Raw genomic sequence first — 16,875 nt, forward strand, 5'->3', positions numbered from 1 at the left:
ATATATCGGGCGCACCCGGCAAGTACGCCAAAAGTGCAGTCAAACAATGCCAAAAATTGCAGCGGGGAAAAGGGGCTGCGTCAAAAGTCGCTTGCGATTTTGGCGCTGCTTCAACTCGGTAGTCCTCGATAAAAAGAACCTCAGCTTCCACGTAACAATGGAATTTGAGGTTCTTTCGATTGGAAATGGGGACACGCCCTATCGTGCAGGCACTTTTGGATGATCCCCATAGCTGAATTGCGGTACGCGTGCCTCTTTTTTATTTTTGCGGCAAAATCGCATTCCAGACATCGGTCGTCTCGTACCCCAATCGCCAGGCGGCCACTCCGGCGAGATCGTACTTTTTGGCGATCTCTACGCGGGCTTTGACGGTTTCTTCGTTTTCCAGCCAAAATACGTATTTGTATTCACCTTCGGTATATTCAACCTTATACTGGCCGAATTGCGAGTCCCAAACGGACACGGCTTTTTTGGATTCGATGAGAGCGGGCAGATCTTTCATATAGATGGCACGATTGCTCTCGAGCGCTCCGGTAGCGGAGTTGATTTTCCATTCTCTCACATAAAACGGAATGCCCATCATCAGCTTATCCCGCGGAATCCCGTATTCGAGAAACTCCTTCACACCTTCCTCGACCCAGGCGAGTCCCGCTACGGAGCCCGGCTTGTCGCTGCCGGAGTAATGATGGTCGTAGGTCATTGTAATGATGTAATCGACGATGCTTCCAAGCTTCTCGTGGTCGAAGGCGGTTTGATGGTTCCATTTGACGCTGCCTCGGGGCAAGTCGATCGAGATTTTTAATCCTTTGGCGTGAGCCGCAGCCGTAAGCGATTCGATAAAGGCTGTGAAAGCTTTGCGGTCTTTGCCGGACAAATTCTCGAAATCGACGTTGATCCCATCCACGCCCAAATCGGAGGAGCGGCCCACAAGAGCGGCAATGAACTTCTGCTGGGCGGCCGGATTCGCAAGAAATTGGGTCGTCAGCGTCGAATTAAACTGATTGGCTACGAGCGGATGGACTTCATGGCCTTGACTTTTCAGCCAGGCGACGCTTTCCTTGTTCGACATATCTTTCAAGTTCCCGTCCGCATCCTCCAGTTGGAACCAGGTCGGAGAATCGACATCGAGTCCTGCGGTCGTCTGCACTTGCTTCTTGATCGTGTCGGCAGCCGAGGAGCCGTTCCAGCCCCAGAACAGCAGCTTGCGGAAATTGTTCCAGATGCGGTCCCCATGGTACGTCCGGATCGAAATGTTTTTGTACCACTGCGCATATTGGAGCGCTTCGCCGATCGTCTTGAATTCCGCAACCTTCTCGTTGCTTTGATAGACTTGATAGTATGGATAATTATTCCAAATTTCTTTGCCGTCCGTCTTAATGGAAATATGTAAAAACCATTGGGCATAATAAATCGCATCGTTGATGCTGACGAATTCGTTGATCAGATTATTGCCTTGGTACACTTTGTATTTGCTTTCGTTCGAATAGACGGTTTTTTTGCCGTTCGAGTTGTCGACGACGATCGAGTTGGACCATTTCAACGATTCGTTCACGGCGTCTTCCAAATAAGCAAACTTCCATTCTTCCTTCGTTTGCCCCTTCTGGTACACTTGGTAAACGGCGGCTCCTTCTCTGGCTTTCTGCTTGTCGGCGGCCGAGAGGTTGTCCCATACCCATTGGTTCGTCTCCAGATCGATGACGTGAGCGTTCAAGTAATACGTCGCTTCCTTGATCGCATCGTTCAAATTGGCGAACTCCCAAGTGTCGAGCGTAATCCCGCCCTGGTACAGCCGGTAGCGCGGGTAGTTGTTCCACACCCAGCCGGTGGACTGCATATCGCGGATCGACGCGTGGCCGTAATACTGGGCAACGGCTTTGGCCTGCTCCAGCGTAGCGAACTCCCAACCGGGGAGCGATACGTCATACTGATAAAGTTTGTAACGCGGGTACGTGTGGTGGACCCAGTTCCTCGTCTCGATTTCCTCGACGTAGCTGTGGGTGAACCAGTTGGCGTAAGCGATCGCTTGCTTCAGATCGGAAAACTCGGATAATGCGGCTTCGTTCTGATACACGCGGTACTTCGTCGTCTTGTTCGGGGCGGCGCCGGCCGTAAAAGGAGCAGCCAGCATAAAAACCGACACGAGCAAGGCGGCAATCCATCTTTTCCCTGTCATCTCTCGACCTCTTTCTCTAGCAATCTCGCACTATATCAGACGCCGCAAAACGGAAATAGTTGCGAGATTTCAAAAAAGAAGAGAAAGCGCGAAAAACGCCCCGATGAATCGGGGCGTCAACCACTTCAGCCGGCTGGCGGCTACTCTTTAATTCTGCAGAACATTTCGTCTTCTACGTCGAGCTCCAGATCACTGCGGAATACGCGGCGGTCGAAATGGCTGAGCATGTACCGCTCGATCGCTTCCAGCATATTCGCTTCGACGATATATTGGGAACGGCCGTCAATCGTAACCTCAGCGGAAAATCCGAGACTCTCGTCCCATTCCAGCTGAACGTTAACTTGCGCCGGTTGAACGCCTTTGCGTTCGGCCATATGCGTACAGATCGCGTTAATGATCTCTTGTTCGTTTAATATCATTCTTGGAATCTCTTCTTCGTTTTGTTACGGTCGCGGAAGTACACGTACACGTAACGGATCAGTACGATCAGCGCGACGATCGCCATCACGTTAATCAACAGTCCGAGAATATTGCCGAGGAAGCCCATGCCTCCGAACAATCCGCCGAACAGCATGCCGGCCAGACCGCCGATCATCAAGCCTTTCATAAAGCCGCCGCCGCCGAAGAGGCCGGGTTTTGCAGCTCCTGTGGTAGCAGGGGTAGTCGGATTCGTCGTCGATTTGCCCGGATCGGTCTTCGTCGCATTGTCGGTCGGCGAATACGATTTGTTGCCGGACTTATAACCGCCGACTTTCGGTTTGGCATCTACCGACTCCACGCCGCTGAATGCTACGAACAGCAGGCTAGCCATCAGTACCAGCATCCATTTTTTCATTGTAATTACCCTCCTGTGGAAAGCGTATAAAATTTGCACTGCGTTATGTACTACGAATAGCCTGGGCATCGGTTTCGCTTTTTATTAACTTTTTTTAATGTTTTTTAAATATTTTTTTCGGCGGAGCCGCCGGGAGGAAGGATGCCGGATGAAGATCTGCCGATTGTCGAGTTCAAAACCGTCGTGATATAATATAGGGATGGAATCCAACTTAGAAGTGAGAGGCGGTGGCCGGCGTGTATCCCGAAGCTTACGTCGAATACCTGATTCATTTCCATGCGGATCGCGACTTGTTCGAGTGTCACGAAATATTGGAGGAATACTGGAAGGAACACCCTCACGATCCGAAAAGCAAAACCTGGGTCGGGCTTATCCAAGTGGCTGTTGCGCTGTACCACCACAGGCGGGGCAACCGGAGAGGCGCCGTGAAGATGTTGGCGGCGTCGCTGCTCAATACGGATGATCGTCATCTGCAGTCGCTGGGGATCGATGCGCCGGCATTTCGCGATCAAGTGGGGCGCAGGCTGGAGGGATTATCCTCGGATGATGCGATTCCTTTCACCGATATGGATTTGCCGCTTACGGACGACGCTTTACTCGCATTGTGCGAGAACGTATGCAGGGAGCGGGGACTCGTCTGGAGGCAGCCGAGCGATTCGGCCAACCGTTATCTGATTCACAAACATACGCTGCGTGACCGGAGCGACGTGATCGAAGCCAGGCAAAGGGAGGCTGAACGGAGACGGAACGCAGCCATTCAAGCGGAAGGGTGAGTGGATGAACGCCAGGCTGGAACAGCAAATCCGGTTCATACTGGAGATTGACAAGCTGAAGCAGATTTACCGCAAAAGCCGCATTATCGGCAAGGAGCGGTTCGAGAACGACGCGGAGCATACGTGGCATCTGGCGATGATGGCGATGATGCTGCATGAGCATGCGAACGAACCGAAACCGGACTTGCTGAAATCTTTGAAAATGCTATTGATTCACGATCTCGTAGAAATAGACGCCGGAGACACGTTCGCCTACGACGAAAAAGGGCTCGAAGGCAAATATGACCGTGAAATGGCGGCGGCGCAGCGCATATTCGGCCTTCTGCCGGACGACCAGAGGCAGGAATGCATCGCGTTATGGGAAGAGTTCGAAGCGAGGGAGACGAGCGAGTCGAGATTCGCATCCGCCGTCGACCGGCTGCAGCCGATGCTGCTTAATTTCGAGAATGAAGGACAGTCGTGGAACGAGCATGGCATCACAAGCGACCGGGTGCTGGCCAGAAACCGTCAGATCGGCGAAGGAGCTTCGGAGCTGTGGAGTTATGCCGAGCGACTGGTCGCCGAAGCTGTCGAAAAAGGTTTTATTGCAAAGTAAGCTGCAGCCCTTTGCAGCGCGAAACTCATACTGACACAGGAAGGACTATTGCGATGAAAAGACTGCTGGATCAAATTATTGAATTCAACCGTTCCTTTGTGGAGCAAAATATGTTCGAACCATATATGACTTCTAAATTTCCCGATAAAAAATTCGTCGTGCTGACGTGTATGGATACCCGGCTGATCGAGCTGCTTCATGCCAGCATGAACATCAAGAACGGCGACGTCAAAATGATTAAATCCGCAGGCGGAGTCGTATCGACCGCTTTCGGCGGCATTATGCGCAGTATTATTGTTGCGATCTACGAGCTCGGCGCGGAGGAAGTGCTCGTCATCGGCCATTACGATTGCGGGATGAGCAACTTAAATCCACAGCGGATGAAGCAGAAGTTTCTGGAGAGAGGCATCGAGGAGAGAACGCTCGAAATTTTGGAGAACTCCGGCCTTCATATCGAAAGATGGCTTCGCGGCTTCGAAGACGTTAGCGAGAGCATTAAAAGCAGCGTCAGCCTGATCCGCAACCATCCGCTAGTGCCGAAAATTCCGGTCCATGGCCTGGTGATCGATCCGAAAACCGGCAAGCTGGACGTCGTCGACGCCGGCTACGAGCTGACTGAACAGCCGAAATGAAAAAAGAAAGAGGCTTCCGGTAGTACAGCACGACTCCGGTTAGCCTCTTTTTTGCTGTGGCATTGCCGCTGCGGGTTAGGAACGGTTTGCCGCGGACGTGCGGCGGTCGATCACTTTCATGGACGGATTGTATGTTTGTGCGCTGCTTTTTAATATAAAGTCTCTGGCGTCGCCGCGCTTGTCGACAAGCAGCCGTTCTTCGAAATACACCTCGTGCCGAGGGTCGTAAAAGATCGTAAACACATTGCTGCGCGCCAGCATGTCGTCCTCCTCCGGACTGTCGACGAGCCACAGAGCGGCTACCCCGTTAACGGCGCATCCGCAGCCTTCCGTATCGTAGGCAAGCTTGATCGCGCCTGCCGCGCTTTTGGCAAAATACGTATCGCGTATATGAGCGGCGGCTTCATCGGTAAAATGGATGTTCATCTTGTTCCCCTCCCAAGTTCGGTGCCATATGACCGTTTATTATACCATACAGGGGACCGGGCCCCAAAGTTGATTCCTTTATCTTGAACAAGTATGATGAAACCATCCGTACTTAATTCCGAAGGAGGCACGATTCGCAGATGAGTGTAACTGAACCGCTGGCGGACAAGCTGAAGTCGTTTCGAAGCTATGTCAGGAAAATGAAAAGTTACGGCGAAGCGCTGGATGTGATGTATTGGGATTTGCGCACCGGCGCGCCCAAAAAAGGTGTCGGAGTCCGTTCCGAGGCGATCGGAGAGCTGTCCGCTGAAATGTTCAAAATGTCCGTATCGGACGAGATGGGGCGTTACATAGAAGAACTGATGGAGCCCGGCGTATTCGGGCAGCTGGATGAGCTGAACCGCAAGCTCGTCGAGGAGTGCAAGAAAGAATACGACCGCAGCAAGAAAATTCCGGCCGACAAGTACCAGGCGTACGTCGTGCTGACTTCCCAAGCGGAGTCGGTATGGGAAGAGGCGAAAGAAAAGTCGGATTTCGCCATGTTCCAGCCTTACCTGGAAAAAATCGTGGCCGCCAATCTGGAGTTTATCGAGCTGTGGGGCTATGAGGGACATAAGTACAATACGCTGCTCGACATGTACGAGCCGGGCATGACGGTCGAGAAGCTGGACCCGCTGTTTGCGGGGCTCCGGGAGAAGCTCGTACCGCTTGTGGCGGATATTCAGAAGTCTGCGGACGTTCCCGATACTTCCTTCTTGAAGCAGTCGTTCGACGTCGAGCAGCAGAAGAAGTTCAGCCGGTACATCCTGGGAGAACTCGGCTATGATTTCGATGCGGGTCGTCTGGACGAGAGCGTACACCCGTTTGCCACCGGGTTGAACCCCGGGGACGTGCGGATTACGACCCGGTACTTGACCGACGATGTCACGAGCGCGCTGTTCGGCACGATCCACGAATGCGGCCATGCCCTTTACGAGCAGAACATATCGGAGGACTTGATCGGAACGACGTTATGCACCGGCACCTCGATGGGGATTCACGAATCGCAGTCGCGGTTTTGGGAAAATATGATCGGGCGCAGCCGGTCGTTCTGGAACCGGTATTTGCCGGAGCTGAAGGCGCTGTACCCGGACCGTCTCGGAGAGGTTACGGGGGAATCGTTTTATCGCGGAATCAATGTCGTGCAGCCTTCGCTGATCCGGATCGAGGCCGACGAGCTGACCTACAACCTGCATATTATGATCCGTTATGAGATCGAGAAGAAGCTGTTCGACGGCTCGCTCGCCGTCGCCGATTTGCCGGCCTATTGGAACGAGAAGTACAAGGAATATCTCGGCGTTACGCCTGGTAACGACGGGGAAGGCGTTCTTCAGGACGTCCACTGGTCCGGCGGCAGCTTCGGTTATTTTCCTTCTTACTCGCTGGGCAACCTGTACTCCGCGCAGATCCGTCATACGATGGAGAAGGCGCTGGGCGATCTGGACGATCTGGTTGCCAAGGGCGAATTCGCCGCGATCAAAAACTGGCTTATCGACAACATTTACCGTTACGGCAAGCTGCTCACACCGGATGAGATCATCACCCGGGTTACGGGGGAACCGCTGAATCCGGACTACCTGGTCGATTATTTGCAGACGAAATATAAAGAAATATACAAGCTGTAGCCGATCGGATTGTTACGAAGGTTTACAGATCAAGTGCCGGTATCCGTATAGGATAACCGGCTTTTTTGCGTGGTTCTTCACGCCAAGTGATACAGCTTGAGGCCGGCGCTACGTAAGGTTCGGGAATTTGGCGTCGCCAGCCGCTTTCGGGTGTCGGGTATACCCGTAACTTTATTAACCCTCGGCTAGGCGGCTGCATATGATGATGGCATCAAACCGATGTGAAGGAGGATTGTCCCATGAGCAAAACGTTAAGGTGTCTCCTGATCGCGATCGTGGCCGCCGTTCCCGTGCTGCTGGCCGCCTGCTCGGGCTCCGGAGGCGACCAGACGAAGATTCGGATCGGGGAAGTGACCCGTTCGATCTTTTACGCGCCTCAGTACGTGGCGCTGAGTCAAGGTTTTTTCAAGGAAGAGGGGCTCGATGTCGAGCTGACGACGACCGCAGGCGGAGATAAGACGATGACGGCGCTGCTGTCCGGCACGATTGATGTGGCGCTGGTCGGGTCGGAGACGTCGATTTACGTGTATCAGCAAGGAGCCGACGATCCGGTCGTGAATTTCGCGCAAGTGACCCAGACGGACGGGACGTTTCTCGTATCGCGCAAAAAAATCGACAAGTTCGACTGGTCCATGCTGAAGGGGAGTACGTTTCTCGGCCAACGAAAAGGCGGCATGCCGCAAATGGCTGGAGAATTTACGCTGAAGAAAAAAGGGATCGATCCGCAAAAAGATTTGAAGCTGATCCAAAACGTCGATTTCGCCAACATTCCGGCCGCGTTCTCGTCCGGCACCGGCGACTACGTGCAAATGTTCGAGCCGCAGGCGGCCGTCATCGAGAAGGAAGGCAAAGGGTTCGTCATCGCTTCGTTCGGGGTGGAGAGCGGGCAGCTTCCTTACACGGTCTACATGACGAAGAAAAGCTTCCTGACCAAAAACGCGAAAACGATCCAGAAGTTTACGAACGCCGTCTACCGGGCGCAGCGATGGGTAGCCGACAAATCGGTCGATGAAATCGCCCAGGCGGTCACTCCGTATTTCACCGATACCGATAAAGAAATCGTCAAAGCGGTCGTGAAGCGGTACAAGGAGCAGCAATCGTTCGCCACCGATCCGATCGTCGACGAGAAGGAATGGAACAATCTGCAGGACGTCATGCAGTCGGCCGGAGAACTGAAACAGCGCGCCGATTACAAGACGCTGGTGGATAATACGTTTGCCGCGATGGCGATCGAGTCCGCCAAAAAGTGACGCCGGAGGTAGGTGACTGCAAGTGACGGACAAGAAACCTGCGGTCGTTCTGAACGATGTGACTCACGTTTATGTATCGGACAAAGGCGCATCCTTGGCGGTCGACCGGGTCGGCCTCTCGCTGGCGCAAGGAGAATTCGTCAGTCTGGTCGGCCCGAGCGGCTGCGGCAAGACGACCCTGCTCTCCATCATAGCCGGGCTGATCGAGCCGACGGCGGGCGTTGTGCAGCTGTTCGGTCAGCCCGTGGACGGCCCTTCATCGAAGGTGGGTTATATGCTGCAGCACGATTATTTGTTTCCTTGGCGGACGATACTCGACAATGCCTGCATCGGCCTGGAACTGCAAGGGAAAGTGACGGACGAACACAAAAAAAACGTAACCCGCATGCTCGGGGAGATGGGGCTTGCCGATGTCGTCAGCCGTTATCCCCATCAGCTGTCCGGGGGGATGCGGCAGCGGGCCGCACTGGTAAGAACACTGGCAACTTCGCCCGACATTATGCTGCTTGACGAGCCGTTCTCCGCCCTCGATTACCAGACGAAGCTCCAGCTGGAGCAGCTCGTGCTGGATACGCTGCGCGCCAGACGCAAGTCGGCCATACTCGTAACGCACGATATCACGGAAGCGATCGCGATGAGCGACCGGGTTATCGTGCTCGATCACAGTCCGGGACGGGTTCGGCGGGAGATGAGCATTCCCGGTCCGATTCGCGAAGCCAGTCCGATGAAAGCAAGGGAGCTGCCGGGATTTCATTCGCTGTTTAACGAAATATGGAACGAATTCGAAGAGATGGAAGCAAGGAGGGTGACGTAAATGACCCCTCGACACGGGCAAACGGCGGATACCGGCGAGACGTCCGGCCTGCCGGAAATCATTTACAAGCAGCACCGCAGCCGGAACCGGCGCAGAAGCGTTGCCGTGATTACGACCCAGATCGCCATCCTGGTCATTTTTATCGGCTTGTGGGAGCTGGCCGGACGGTTCAAATGGATCGATGTGCTGCTGTTCAGCTACCCGAGCAAAATCGCCACCCTGCTTGCGGATAAGATCGCCGACGGCACGCTGCTGCCGCATGTGTGGACGACGGTGCTGGAAACCGGAATCGGCTTCGTGCTAGGCACGCTGATCGGAACGGGGGTAGCTACCTTGATCTGGTGGTCGCCATTTCTGGCGCGTGTGCTCGACCCTTACATCGTCGTAGCGAACAGCATGCCGAAGGTGGCGCTCGGCCCTTTGTTCATCGTCGGACTCGGACCGAATATGATGTCGATCATCGCCATTACGCTGGCGGTTACCGTCATTATTACGACGCTGGTCGTCTATTCCAGCTTCAAGGAAGTGGACGCGAATTATGTAAAGGTGGTAAGGATGTTCGGAGGCTCGAGAGCCGCGTCGTACCGGAAAGTTATTTTGCCGGCATCCTTTCCTACGATTGTATCCACCTTAAAGGTGAATGTTGGTCTGGCCTGGATTGGCGTCATCGTCGGCGAGTTTCTCGTCTCCAAGGAAGGGCTCGGCTACTTGATTATTTACGGCTTCCAGGTATTCAACTTTACGCTTGTGCTCGGAAGCCTGGTGATCATTGCGATTGTCGCAACCGTCATGTATCAGATCGTGGCGTACTTCGAAGCGAGGATGAACCGGAAGTGAGAGGGAGTGAGGCTGCGCGAAGCCGCTCCCTTTTTTCGTGCGGAAAAAACCGGATTTTCTGCGGAATCCGTTGACAACCTCGGCAGGAATCGATAAATTAGTCGTAAGCCTGGATCATATGGTCCAACCAACAGGAGCCGAGTGCTAAGTGAAGGAGAGCGCGTCTTGGAAATACCGGAGAAAGTAAACTTGTCGCAAGTGGTAACGGAGAGAATCAAAACTCACATTTTGGAGGAAGGGCTGAAGGAGGGGGACAAGCTGCCCTCGGAGAAACAGCTGATCGAATCGCTGCGGGTGAGCCGGACTGTCGTACGGGAAGCTCTGAAATCGCTGGAGACCGTCGGATTGATCAAAATCAAGCCCGGTGACGGCATCTATGTGGATGGAGCGTCGCTGAAGCCCGTGCTGGATCAGGTCAGCTTCCGCTGGAAACGGGAAGACCGGATCATCAAGGAGCTGCTGCAAACACGCCGGATTTTGGAGCTGGGCGCAGTAGAGCTGGCCATCGAGCTGTACGATCTGAGACTGATCGGCGAGATGGATATATGGATTCGCGAGATGGAGGCCAGAATTAAAAAAGGCGAGCTTCCGATCGAGGAGGATCTGCAGTTCCACCGGGCTTTGTTCCGCTCGACGGGCAACGAGACGTATTGCGAATTTAGCGAAGTGCTGAACAACTTCTTTATCAAAATCCGCGAAAGCCATTTCGGCAACGTAGAGGATACGAAAAAATCGCTCGAGGAGCACCGCAACATTGTGCGGTATATTCGGGAAAAAAACACGGAGAGCGCCAAGGCGGAGATGGAGCGACATCTGGTGCCGCTTAAGAAGTACGTCGGAGGCTAAGGAGAGGAAGAATACCGGAAAGGAGCGGGCAGCCGCTCTTTTTTTGTTGAGCGTGCCCAGAGGTATGCATCTTCTAGCCGGTGAAAATCCGGTCGCGGGTCACGTCACTGGCACACCTCATCACACCGGGATTCCTGCAAGAAACGTGGAGGATGATGAACCGGAAAGGCGCAAGCGGAGTAGATGGAGCAACAACGGCACAATTCGAAGCGAATCTGAACGAGAGAACAGAGGAACTATGGTTACGGCTTAGGCAGAATCGTTACCAAGCTCCACCCGTAAGGCGAGTGGAGATCCCAAAAGGAAATGGGAAGACACGCCCACTGGGCATTCCAACCGTTGAAGACCGTTTGGTACAACGAGCGGTAACAAGAATCGTCGAAGCCATCTATGAACAAGATTTTCTGGGCCTGTCCTACGGGTTTCCGGGAAGAAATCCGCATATGGCGCTTCAAGCGCTCCGAACTTGCATCGTAACCAAGTTCCGAAAGGAATCTTTGGCTTAATCTATCATTCTTTAAGATTTGGAAGGATCATCGACGTGTGGCAGGAGGTGGCTTGCACCGCTGTCCTGTCAGAAGGTGACTGTGAATTAGACTAAATTATAACAGGCTTGTTGAAGAAATGCAGATAAAGAGGTACAGTAACAGGGGGCTAATCTCCCTGTTTTTTGTTGACTGGATGTACTAAAGGATGTCAGGTTGCACTGTTGCAGTAGTAATTGTACAGTAGATACATATTCGATTTCGAAAAAAGTTAGTCGTTTGTTAAATTTATGACGTTTCAATGAGGAAAATTACATCAGTTATACAGCATACTGCTTTACAGTGAACCTTATTTCGATTAGATTTTAAATTAATAAGCTATGTAGCAAGGTTGACCTATCATGTGTTCAAGAAAGGTAGTGCACAAATGGACCAAAGCGATAAATCGAGCCGTAAAAAGTTCCGCTCACGGTTGACGAATATGATTGAACGGTTACGGAATGACATTCTGAGCGGAGTATATAAGCCTGGCGATTTTCTTCCGTCCGAGATGGATCTCGTCAAGCAATACGAACTGAGCAACAAATCCGTGCGAAAAGGACTTGACGAGCTGGTAGCCGAAGGGCTGGTCGTCAAAGTGAACAGAGTCGGCAGCAAAGTAACGGAGAGAGGTGAACGATCCACTGTCGTTACGCTGGGAGTCAGCTCCTCCATCGAATATGATATCGTATTGGCCAAGCTGCTGGAAGATTTCAATACGATGCATCCTCATCTTAGCGTGAAGATCGTCACCATTAACAAGACAGATTATGCGAGTCAGATCAAGAACTATTTGGAAAACGGACTGATCGACGTATTTACCTTGAACAGTCTTCATTTTCAAGAGTTGGCGGAAAGTGGAGCTTTGGAGCTCCTGGAGCCGATTGAAACGGATCTGGAGATATACCCGTTTCTGAACGACGTTTTTTGCCATGAAACGATTCCTTATGCCAAGCCGATTGTGTTCTCGCCGATTGTCCTTGCGTATAATCGCGCGCATTTTCGGGAAGCAGGCGTACCTGAGCCGGACGGAGGCTGGACGTGGGAGGACGCATTGAAACATGCTGAAACGTTATCCCTTGTTAAAGGGAGACATGGGATCTATTTTATTATGGTTTCCGATCTGCGTTGGCCCGTGTTTCTTATGCAAAGCGGAGAGTCATTCAGGCGTGGTCCAGATGGAAGGTACGATATTGCCGGAAGCAAACTTCTGGAAAGTATCAAGCTATCCAAGAAAATTATAAAAGCCCAAAACAATTATTTAGGATTTTTGATTGAGGATAATAAAGATATAACCGATATGTTCCGTCAAGGGAAAGTATCCATGATGCTGGCCAGCTACATGTCGCTGAACGAGTTCAAGGATACGAGTCTCGATTATGATATTTCGCCGGCCCCGTTTATGAATGCGCCGCATACGATGCTGCATGCTATCGGCACGGCTCTCCGCAAAACGGATAAAGAAAATGTGGCGGCCCGATTGTTGCTCGAATACATGTCGTCGCAAAGAGCGCAACGGATCATTCGCAAATGGACGGTCAGTATCCCCGCTATCCGGTCTTTGAATGAAGTTCCCGTAGAACAACCGGATCCGATTAATCGCCCCCCTCGATATTCCCTGTTTCGCGAAATCTTATTTTCTTATCAGTCACAAAGCAGGCTGGGCTTATCCGCAAAATCGTTTAAAACGCTGGGGAGACTACTAAAAAGATATTGGTCGGATTTGATTGACGATGACGAGTTGTGCGCGAGAGTAAAAGAGGAGCTTGTTGACTAGGAGCAGAGGGGGCCCCCCCTCTTTTTTGCTGTACAAAAAAACAACAAAACAGTGAAAATGAAAAATTCTACTGTATATAAGGAGAATTAACGTGTTGACTAATATACTGGAAGTGTTTACAATGAACGTATAAGTAAAGTAGAAGTACAGTTGAATTAAGTTAATTTTGGATCTTGATTTTAATTGTACATCAGCTTGATTGTAGGGGGTGCCGCAACAAAGATTCATTGCGAATATGTGCTTCTGATTATGGGGATTAATGCTAATGCGAAAACACCTACACTTCTTGAGGAGGGTCCACATGAAAAGTTATATGAAAACGGCATTAACCGTATGTGCAACTACAGCCATTGCTCTTTCCCTTGCTGCTTGCGGCAGCTCGAAACCCGAAAATGAGGCGGGGACTACCACGCCGCCTGCGGGATCGTCTGATTCGTCCAATGTTTATGCGGAGAACGGTCTGCCGAAAGATCAGAAAGTGACGCTTAAAGTCGGTTACTTTGAAGGCGGCATGGGTCGTGAATGGTTTGATTACGCTGTCAAAACGTTTCAGGAGAAATATCCGAACGTTAAGCTGGATGTGACTTCTTCTCCTTCTATTGCTCAAGTCGTGCAAACGAAAATGGCGGCACAGGATGACGAGGATATGTTCGATTTATACTCGGGCGGTATTCCCGGAGGGATCGGAAATTACGTTGCGGCCGGAAAATTTGCATCCCAGGAAGATATTTGGGATCGAAAGCCTGCCGATGGCAATGGCAAAACGTTAAAAGAGCTCTTCTATGAAGGAGCATACGAGTCCGTTCCGCGAATTGCGGGGGAAACGTACTCGTTCCCGATTGCTGGAAGCGGTTCAGGCTTAATGTTCAACAAAACTTTGTTCGAGCAAAAAGGTTGGAACCAGAACCCGAAAACATGGAGCGAGTTTTTGAAGCTATGCGAGGATATCAAAGCATCCGGCATCATTCCTATTACTTTCCCTGGTATGTACCCGGATTATATTACGAATGGCTTCAGTGTCGTCAAATTGTTTGAACTGGCTGACTCAAAGGGAACGCTGCCAGCTATCATGGACAATTACAATAATTTTAAACTACCCTACTACCTTGCTCCGGAAAACGTAGAGCGCTGGAATCGGGTATACGACATGGGTAAGAAAGGCTACTTCCCGGAAGGGCTTGCGGCGCTTAACCATACGCAATCGCAAATGCAGGTTTTGCAAGGGAAAGCAGCCATGGTGTCGACAGGGACATGGGTAGAGAATGAAATGAAGTCTTCGGCTCCTGCAGATTTCAAATGGGGCTACATGGCGGTACCGTTCGTTGATTCCCCGGACCAAGCGAAATGGGTGCAATTTACGCCGGGATCAGGCTTTAGCATTTGGGCGGCGAAGCCGGAGCTGAACATAAAATGGTCGAAAGAATTTGTTGTCCACTTATGGAATCTCGACGTGCAAGCCCAGATCGCGGAAAAGGGCGGTATGATTCCGCTCAGAGCGGACTACACGAAGGATCCGGCTCGTATGGCGAAGATCCAAGGAGTGAATAAGTCGTTCATGGAATATGTGGATGCCAACAAGGTCAAAATGCACTCCGCTTATTTCAACGTGGCATTGACAGATCCGGCATACCAGAAGTCGACCAAGCTTGTTACCGAAACAGTTACACAAATCGCTACGGGCAAGAAAGATCCGCTGCCAATGCTTCAGGAAGCCGAGAATTTTATGAAGACAGCAATTGAAGCGCAGAAAAAGTAGATAGTCATGAAAGGGGGGAAACCCCCTTTTCTTTAAGAGGAAAGAAATAGTTTTCAGCTACACTGAAAACTTTCTGCTCGCAAGTAAAGCTACCTCTTACGCAGGGTCATTCACTGTGGAAATGGCTTCAATTCGAAGCTTTTCTTACTCAAGAAGGGAGCGCTGTTCACATCATGATTCAAGCGCATACGGACTCCACCCGACCGAAACGAACCGAATTGCTGCAAAATGCGAAATTCCAGAAGACGATGTTCCTTATCCTTGCAATTGTGCCTACATTCGGCGGTTACTTGCTGTTTGGGCTTTATCCGAACTTGATGTCCGTATACTATTCATTGCTGGACTGGAATGGGATCAACGAACCGAAATTTATCGGCTTGCAAAACTTTGTTAGCATGTTCCAAGACAAATACGTATGGAGAGCACTTCTCCATAACTTGTTTTACATGGCGACTGTACCGCTGCTAGTCATCTCCATCTCGGTGTTTCTTGCCTATTTGCTGACCAACAAAAAATATAAGGGAACTCCCTTTTTGAAGGTACTATTTTTCTTTCCGAACGTATTGCCCACGGTTGTCGTCGCTTTGATTTGGGCGTTTGTATACGACGGCAGCTTCGGGATGTTAAACGAACTGCTCAAATTAATTGGAATCGACATGAACGGCTTTTATTGGCTGGGGGATACGAGGACAGCACTCGCAGCGATCGTGCCGCCGTACGTATGGGCGGGGGTCGGGCTTTACGTCATCATTTTTATAAATGCGATGACGACGGTACCGAAGTCTCTGTACGAGAGCGCCGTGCTGGAAGGCGCGGGAAGCATGACCAGGCTGTTCCGCATTACACTGCCTCTTATGGCGCCTATCATTCGCGTTAGCGCAATCTTTCTCGTGCTCGGGGCGATAAAAAGCGTAGATATGGTTCTTATCATGACCCGAGGGGGACCTTCCGGCTCCACCGATGTAATCGGACTATACATGTTCAATATGGCGTTTGGCGAAGATGTCCGCAACTACGGCTATGCTTCCGCTATCGGCATGTTCCTGTTTGTCATTCTCGTCAGTGCGAAGCTGGCGATAGACAAGCTGTTGCCGAACCGCAGCTACGAATATTAAAAGGAGGCGGACCATGCTAGAACGGCGATCTTTAATGGATGTGGTCTGGTGGATTGTACTCGCCGCCTGGTCGCTGACCATCCTGTTTCCAATTGGTTGGGTATTATTTGAATCACTGAAAACGAACCAAGAGTTTTTCCAAAATATATGGTCTATACCGGAAGTGCTGAAGTGGAGCAACTATAAGGATGCATGGGTCAAATATAAGCTCGGGAACGCCATGCTTAACACGCTCTATTACGTCGGAGTGAGCCTTGTGGTCGGCACATTCCTTACGGCTTTGAACGCCTATGCGCTTACGCGTATGGAATTCAAAGGCCGGAAGCTCATTTGGAGCGTAATCATGCTGTCCCTGTTTTTGCCGGGGATCAACGCGCTTATCCCTCAATACATTCTTATGCGCGATCTGGGTTTGACCAACAGCTTGACCGGGCTTATCCTCATGGACGTTCTTGGGGAAAGTGTATTCTTCCTCATGCTGCTCGGCGGATTTATGCAGTCCCTGCCGATGGAACTGGAAGAAAGTGCGAAAATTGACGGAGCCTCGATTTTTAAAACATTCGTGCGCATTATTTTCCCGCTTGCTATGCCCGGCATCATGACGGTGGCTATATTCAAGTTTATCGGGCTGTACAACAATTTTCTTACGCCTTTCATCTATCTATCCGACGATGATAAGTACACGATCGGTGTAAACATTTATCAAGCTAACATGCGGATGCAATATACGAACGACTGGGTGATGATGTTTGCAGGCGTCATCATTACAATGATTCCTTCCGTAATCATATTCATCTTCTTCCAGAGATGGATTGTTGAAGGGGCAACTATGGGGTCGGTCAAAGGTTAGCGCACAGG

16 protein-coding genes are annotated in these 16,875 nt (G+C 51.2%); 12 read left to right on the plus strand and 4 right to left on the minus strand.

The window, feature by feature from the left end; translation table 11 throughout:
• Positions 1-259 precede the first annotated feature (259 nt).
• The 3 genes from PV433_RS18750 to PV433_RS18760 all read right to left on the minus strand — a co-directional run bounded on the left by PV433_RS18750 (position 260) and on the right by PV433_RS18760 (position 3,008).
• Positions 260-2,173, minus strand: coding sequence for a glycosyl hydrolase family 18 protein (locus PV433_RS18750; protein WP_332073588.1), 1,914 nt, complete (start codon positions 2,171-2,173; stop codon positions 260-262).
• 140 nt (positions 2,174-2,313) lie between these two features.
• Positions 2,314-2,592, minus strand: a complete 279-nt coding sequence (locus tag PV433_RS18755) for a YxcD family protein (RefSeq protein WP_332073589.1) — start codon at positions 2,590-2,592, stop codon at positions 2,314-2,316.
• Positions 2,589-3,008, minus strand: a complete 420-nt coding sequence (locus tag PV433_RS18760; RefSeq protein WP_332073590.1) for a hypothetical protein — start codon at positions 3,006-3,008, stop codon at positions 2,589-2,591. Before PV433_RS18760 ends, PV433_RS18755 begins: the two co-directional genes overlap by 4 nt.
• A gap of 227 nt (positions 3,009-3,235) precedes the next feature.
• On the opposite strand from PV433_RS18760, the gene PV433_RS18765 reads away from it, so the two are divergent.
• Genes PV433_RS18765 through PV433_RS18775 form a run of 3 tightly spaced genes read left to right on the plus strand, consistent with a single transcriptional unit; the run spans position 3,236 to position 5,008 of the window.
• Complete coding sequence (locus tag PV433_RS18765; RefSeq protein WP_332073592.1) at positions 3,236-3,781, plus strand: DUF309 domain-containing protein; 546 nt, start codon at positions 3,236-3,238, stop codon at positions 3,779-3,781.
• Between the two features lie 4 nt (positions 3,782-3,785).
• Positions 3,786-4,376, plus strand: coding sequence for an HD domain-containing protein (locus PV433_RS18770; protein ID WP_190924902.1), 591 nt, complete (start codon positions 3,786-3,788; stop codon positions 4,374-4,376).
• A gap of 53 nt (positions 4,377-4,429) precedes the next feature.
• Positions 4,430-5,008, plus strand: coding sequence for a beta-class carbonic anhydrase (locus tag PV433_RS18775; RefSeq protein ID WP_190924901.1), 579 nt, complete (start codon positions 4,430-4,432; stop codon positions 5,006-5,008).
• A 75-nt stretch (positions 5,009-5,083) separates the two neighbouring features.
• Here the strand turns inward: PV433_RS18775 and PV433_RS18780 are convergent, their stop codons facing one another.
• The gene (locus PV433_RS18780) at positions 5,084-5,434 is read right to left on the minus strand and encodes an iron-sulfur cluster biosynthesis family protein (protein WP_332073593.1); all 351 of its coding nucleotides are present in this window, start codon (positions 5,432-5,434) and stop codon (positions 5,084-5,086) included.
• Between the two features lie 140 nt (positions 5,435-5,574).
• Here PV433_RS18780 and PV433_RS18785 point away from each other — a divergent pair, with 140 nt between their 5' ends.
• From PV433_RS18785 to PV433_RS18825, 9 genes are all read left to right on the plus strand, one after another.
• Positions 5,575-7,098, plus strand: a complete 1,524-nt coding sequence (locus PV433_RS18785) for a carboxypeptidase M32 (RefSeq protein ID WP_332073594.1) — start codon at positions 5,575-5,577, stop codon at positions 7,096-7,098.
• Positions 7,099-7,337: 239 nt separating this feature from the next.
• Positions 7,338-8,348, plus strand: a complete 1,011-nt coding sequence (locus tag PV433_RS18790) for an ABC transporter substrate-binding protein (RefSeq protein ID WP_332073595.1) — start codon at positions 7,338-7,340, stop codon at positions 8,346-8,348.
• Positions 8,349-8,370: 22 nt separating this feature from the next.
• A complete protein-coding gene (locus PV433_RS18795) occupies positions 8,371-9,162 on the plus strand; it encodes an ABC transporter ATP-binding protein (RefSeq protein WP_332073596.1) in 792 nt (263 codons plus the stop codon).
• A complete protein-coding gene (locus PV433_RS18800) occupies positions 9,163-9,999 on the plus strand; it encodes an ABC transporter permease (RefSeq protein ID WP_332073597.1) in 837 nt (278 codons plus the stop codon).
• 165 nt (positions 10,000-10,164) lie between these two features.
• Complete coding sequence (locus PV433_RS18805; protein ID WP_332073598.1) at positions 10,165-10,845, plus strand: FadR/GntR family transcriptional regulator; 681 nt, start codon at positions 10,165-10,167, stop codon at positions 10,843-10,845.
• A 912-nt stretch (positions 10,846-11,757) separates the two neighbouring features.
• Positions 11,758-13,146 carry an extracellular solute-binding protein gene (locus PV433_RS18810; protein ID WP_332073599.1) on the plus strand — a complete coding sequence of 463 codons (1,389 nt, stop codon included), beginning with the start codon at positions 11,758-11,760 and terminating at the stop codon, positions 13,144-13,146.
• Between the two features lie 301 nt (positions 13,147-13,447).
• Positions 13,448-14,902 (plus strand): extracellular solute-binding protein, encoded by a 1,455-nt coding sequence (locus PV433_RS18815; RefSeq protein ID WP_332073600.1) that lies wholly within the window; start codon positions 13,448-13,450, stop codon positions 14,900-14,902.
• Positions 14,903-15,075: 173 nt separating this feature from the next.
• Entirely contained in the window at positions 15,076-16,017 is a 942-nt protein-coding gene (locus tag PV433_RS18820) for a carbohydrate ABC transporter permease (protein ID WP_332073601.1), read from the plus strand.
• A 13-nt stretch (positions 16,018-16,030) separates the two neighbouring features.
• Entirely contained in the window at positions 16,031-16,867 is an 837-nt protein-coding gene (locus PV433_RS18825) for a carbohydrate ABC transporter permease (RefSeq protein WP_332073602.1), read from the plus strand.
• Positions 16,868-16,875 lie beyond the last annotated feature (8 nt).

The organism is Paenibacillus sp. GYB004 (assembly GCF_036577605.1).
Classification (GTDB): domain Bacteria; phylum Bacillota; class Bacilli; order Paenibacillales; family NBRC-103111; genus Paenibacillus_AB; species Paenibacillus_AB oceani.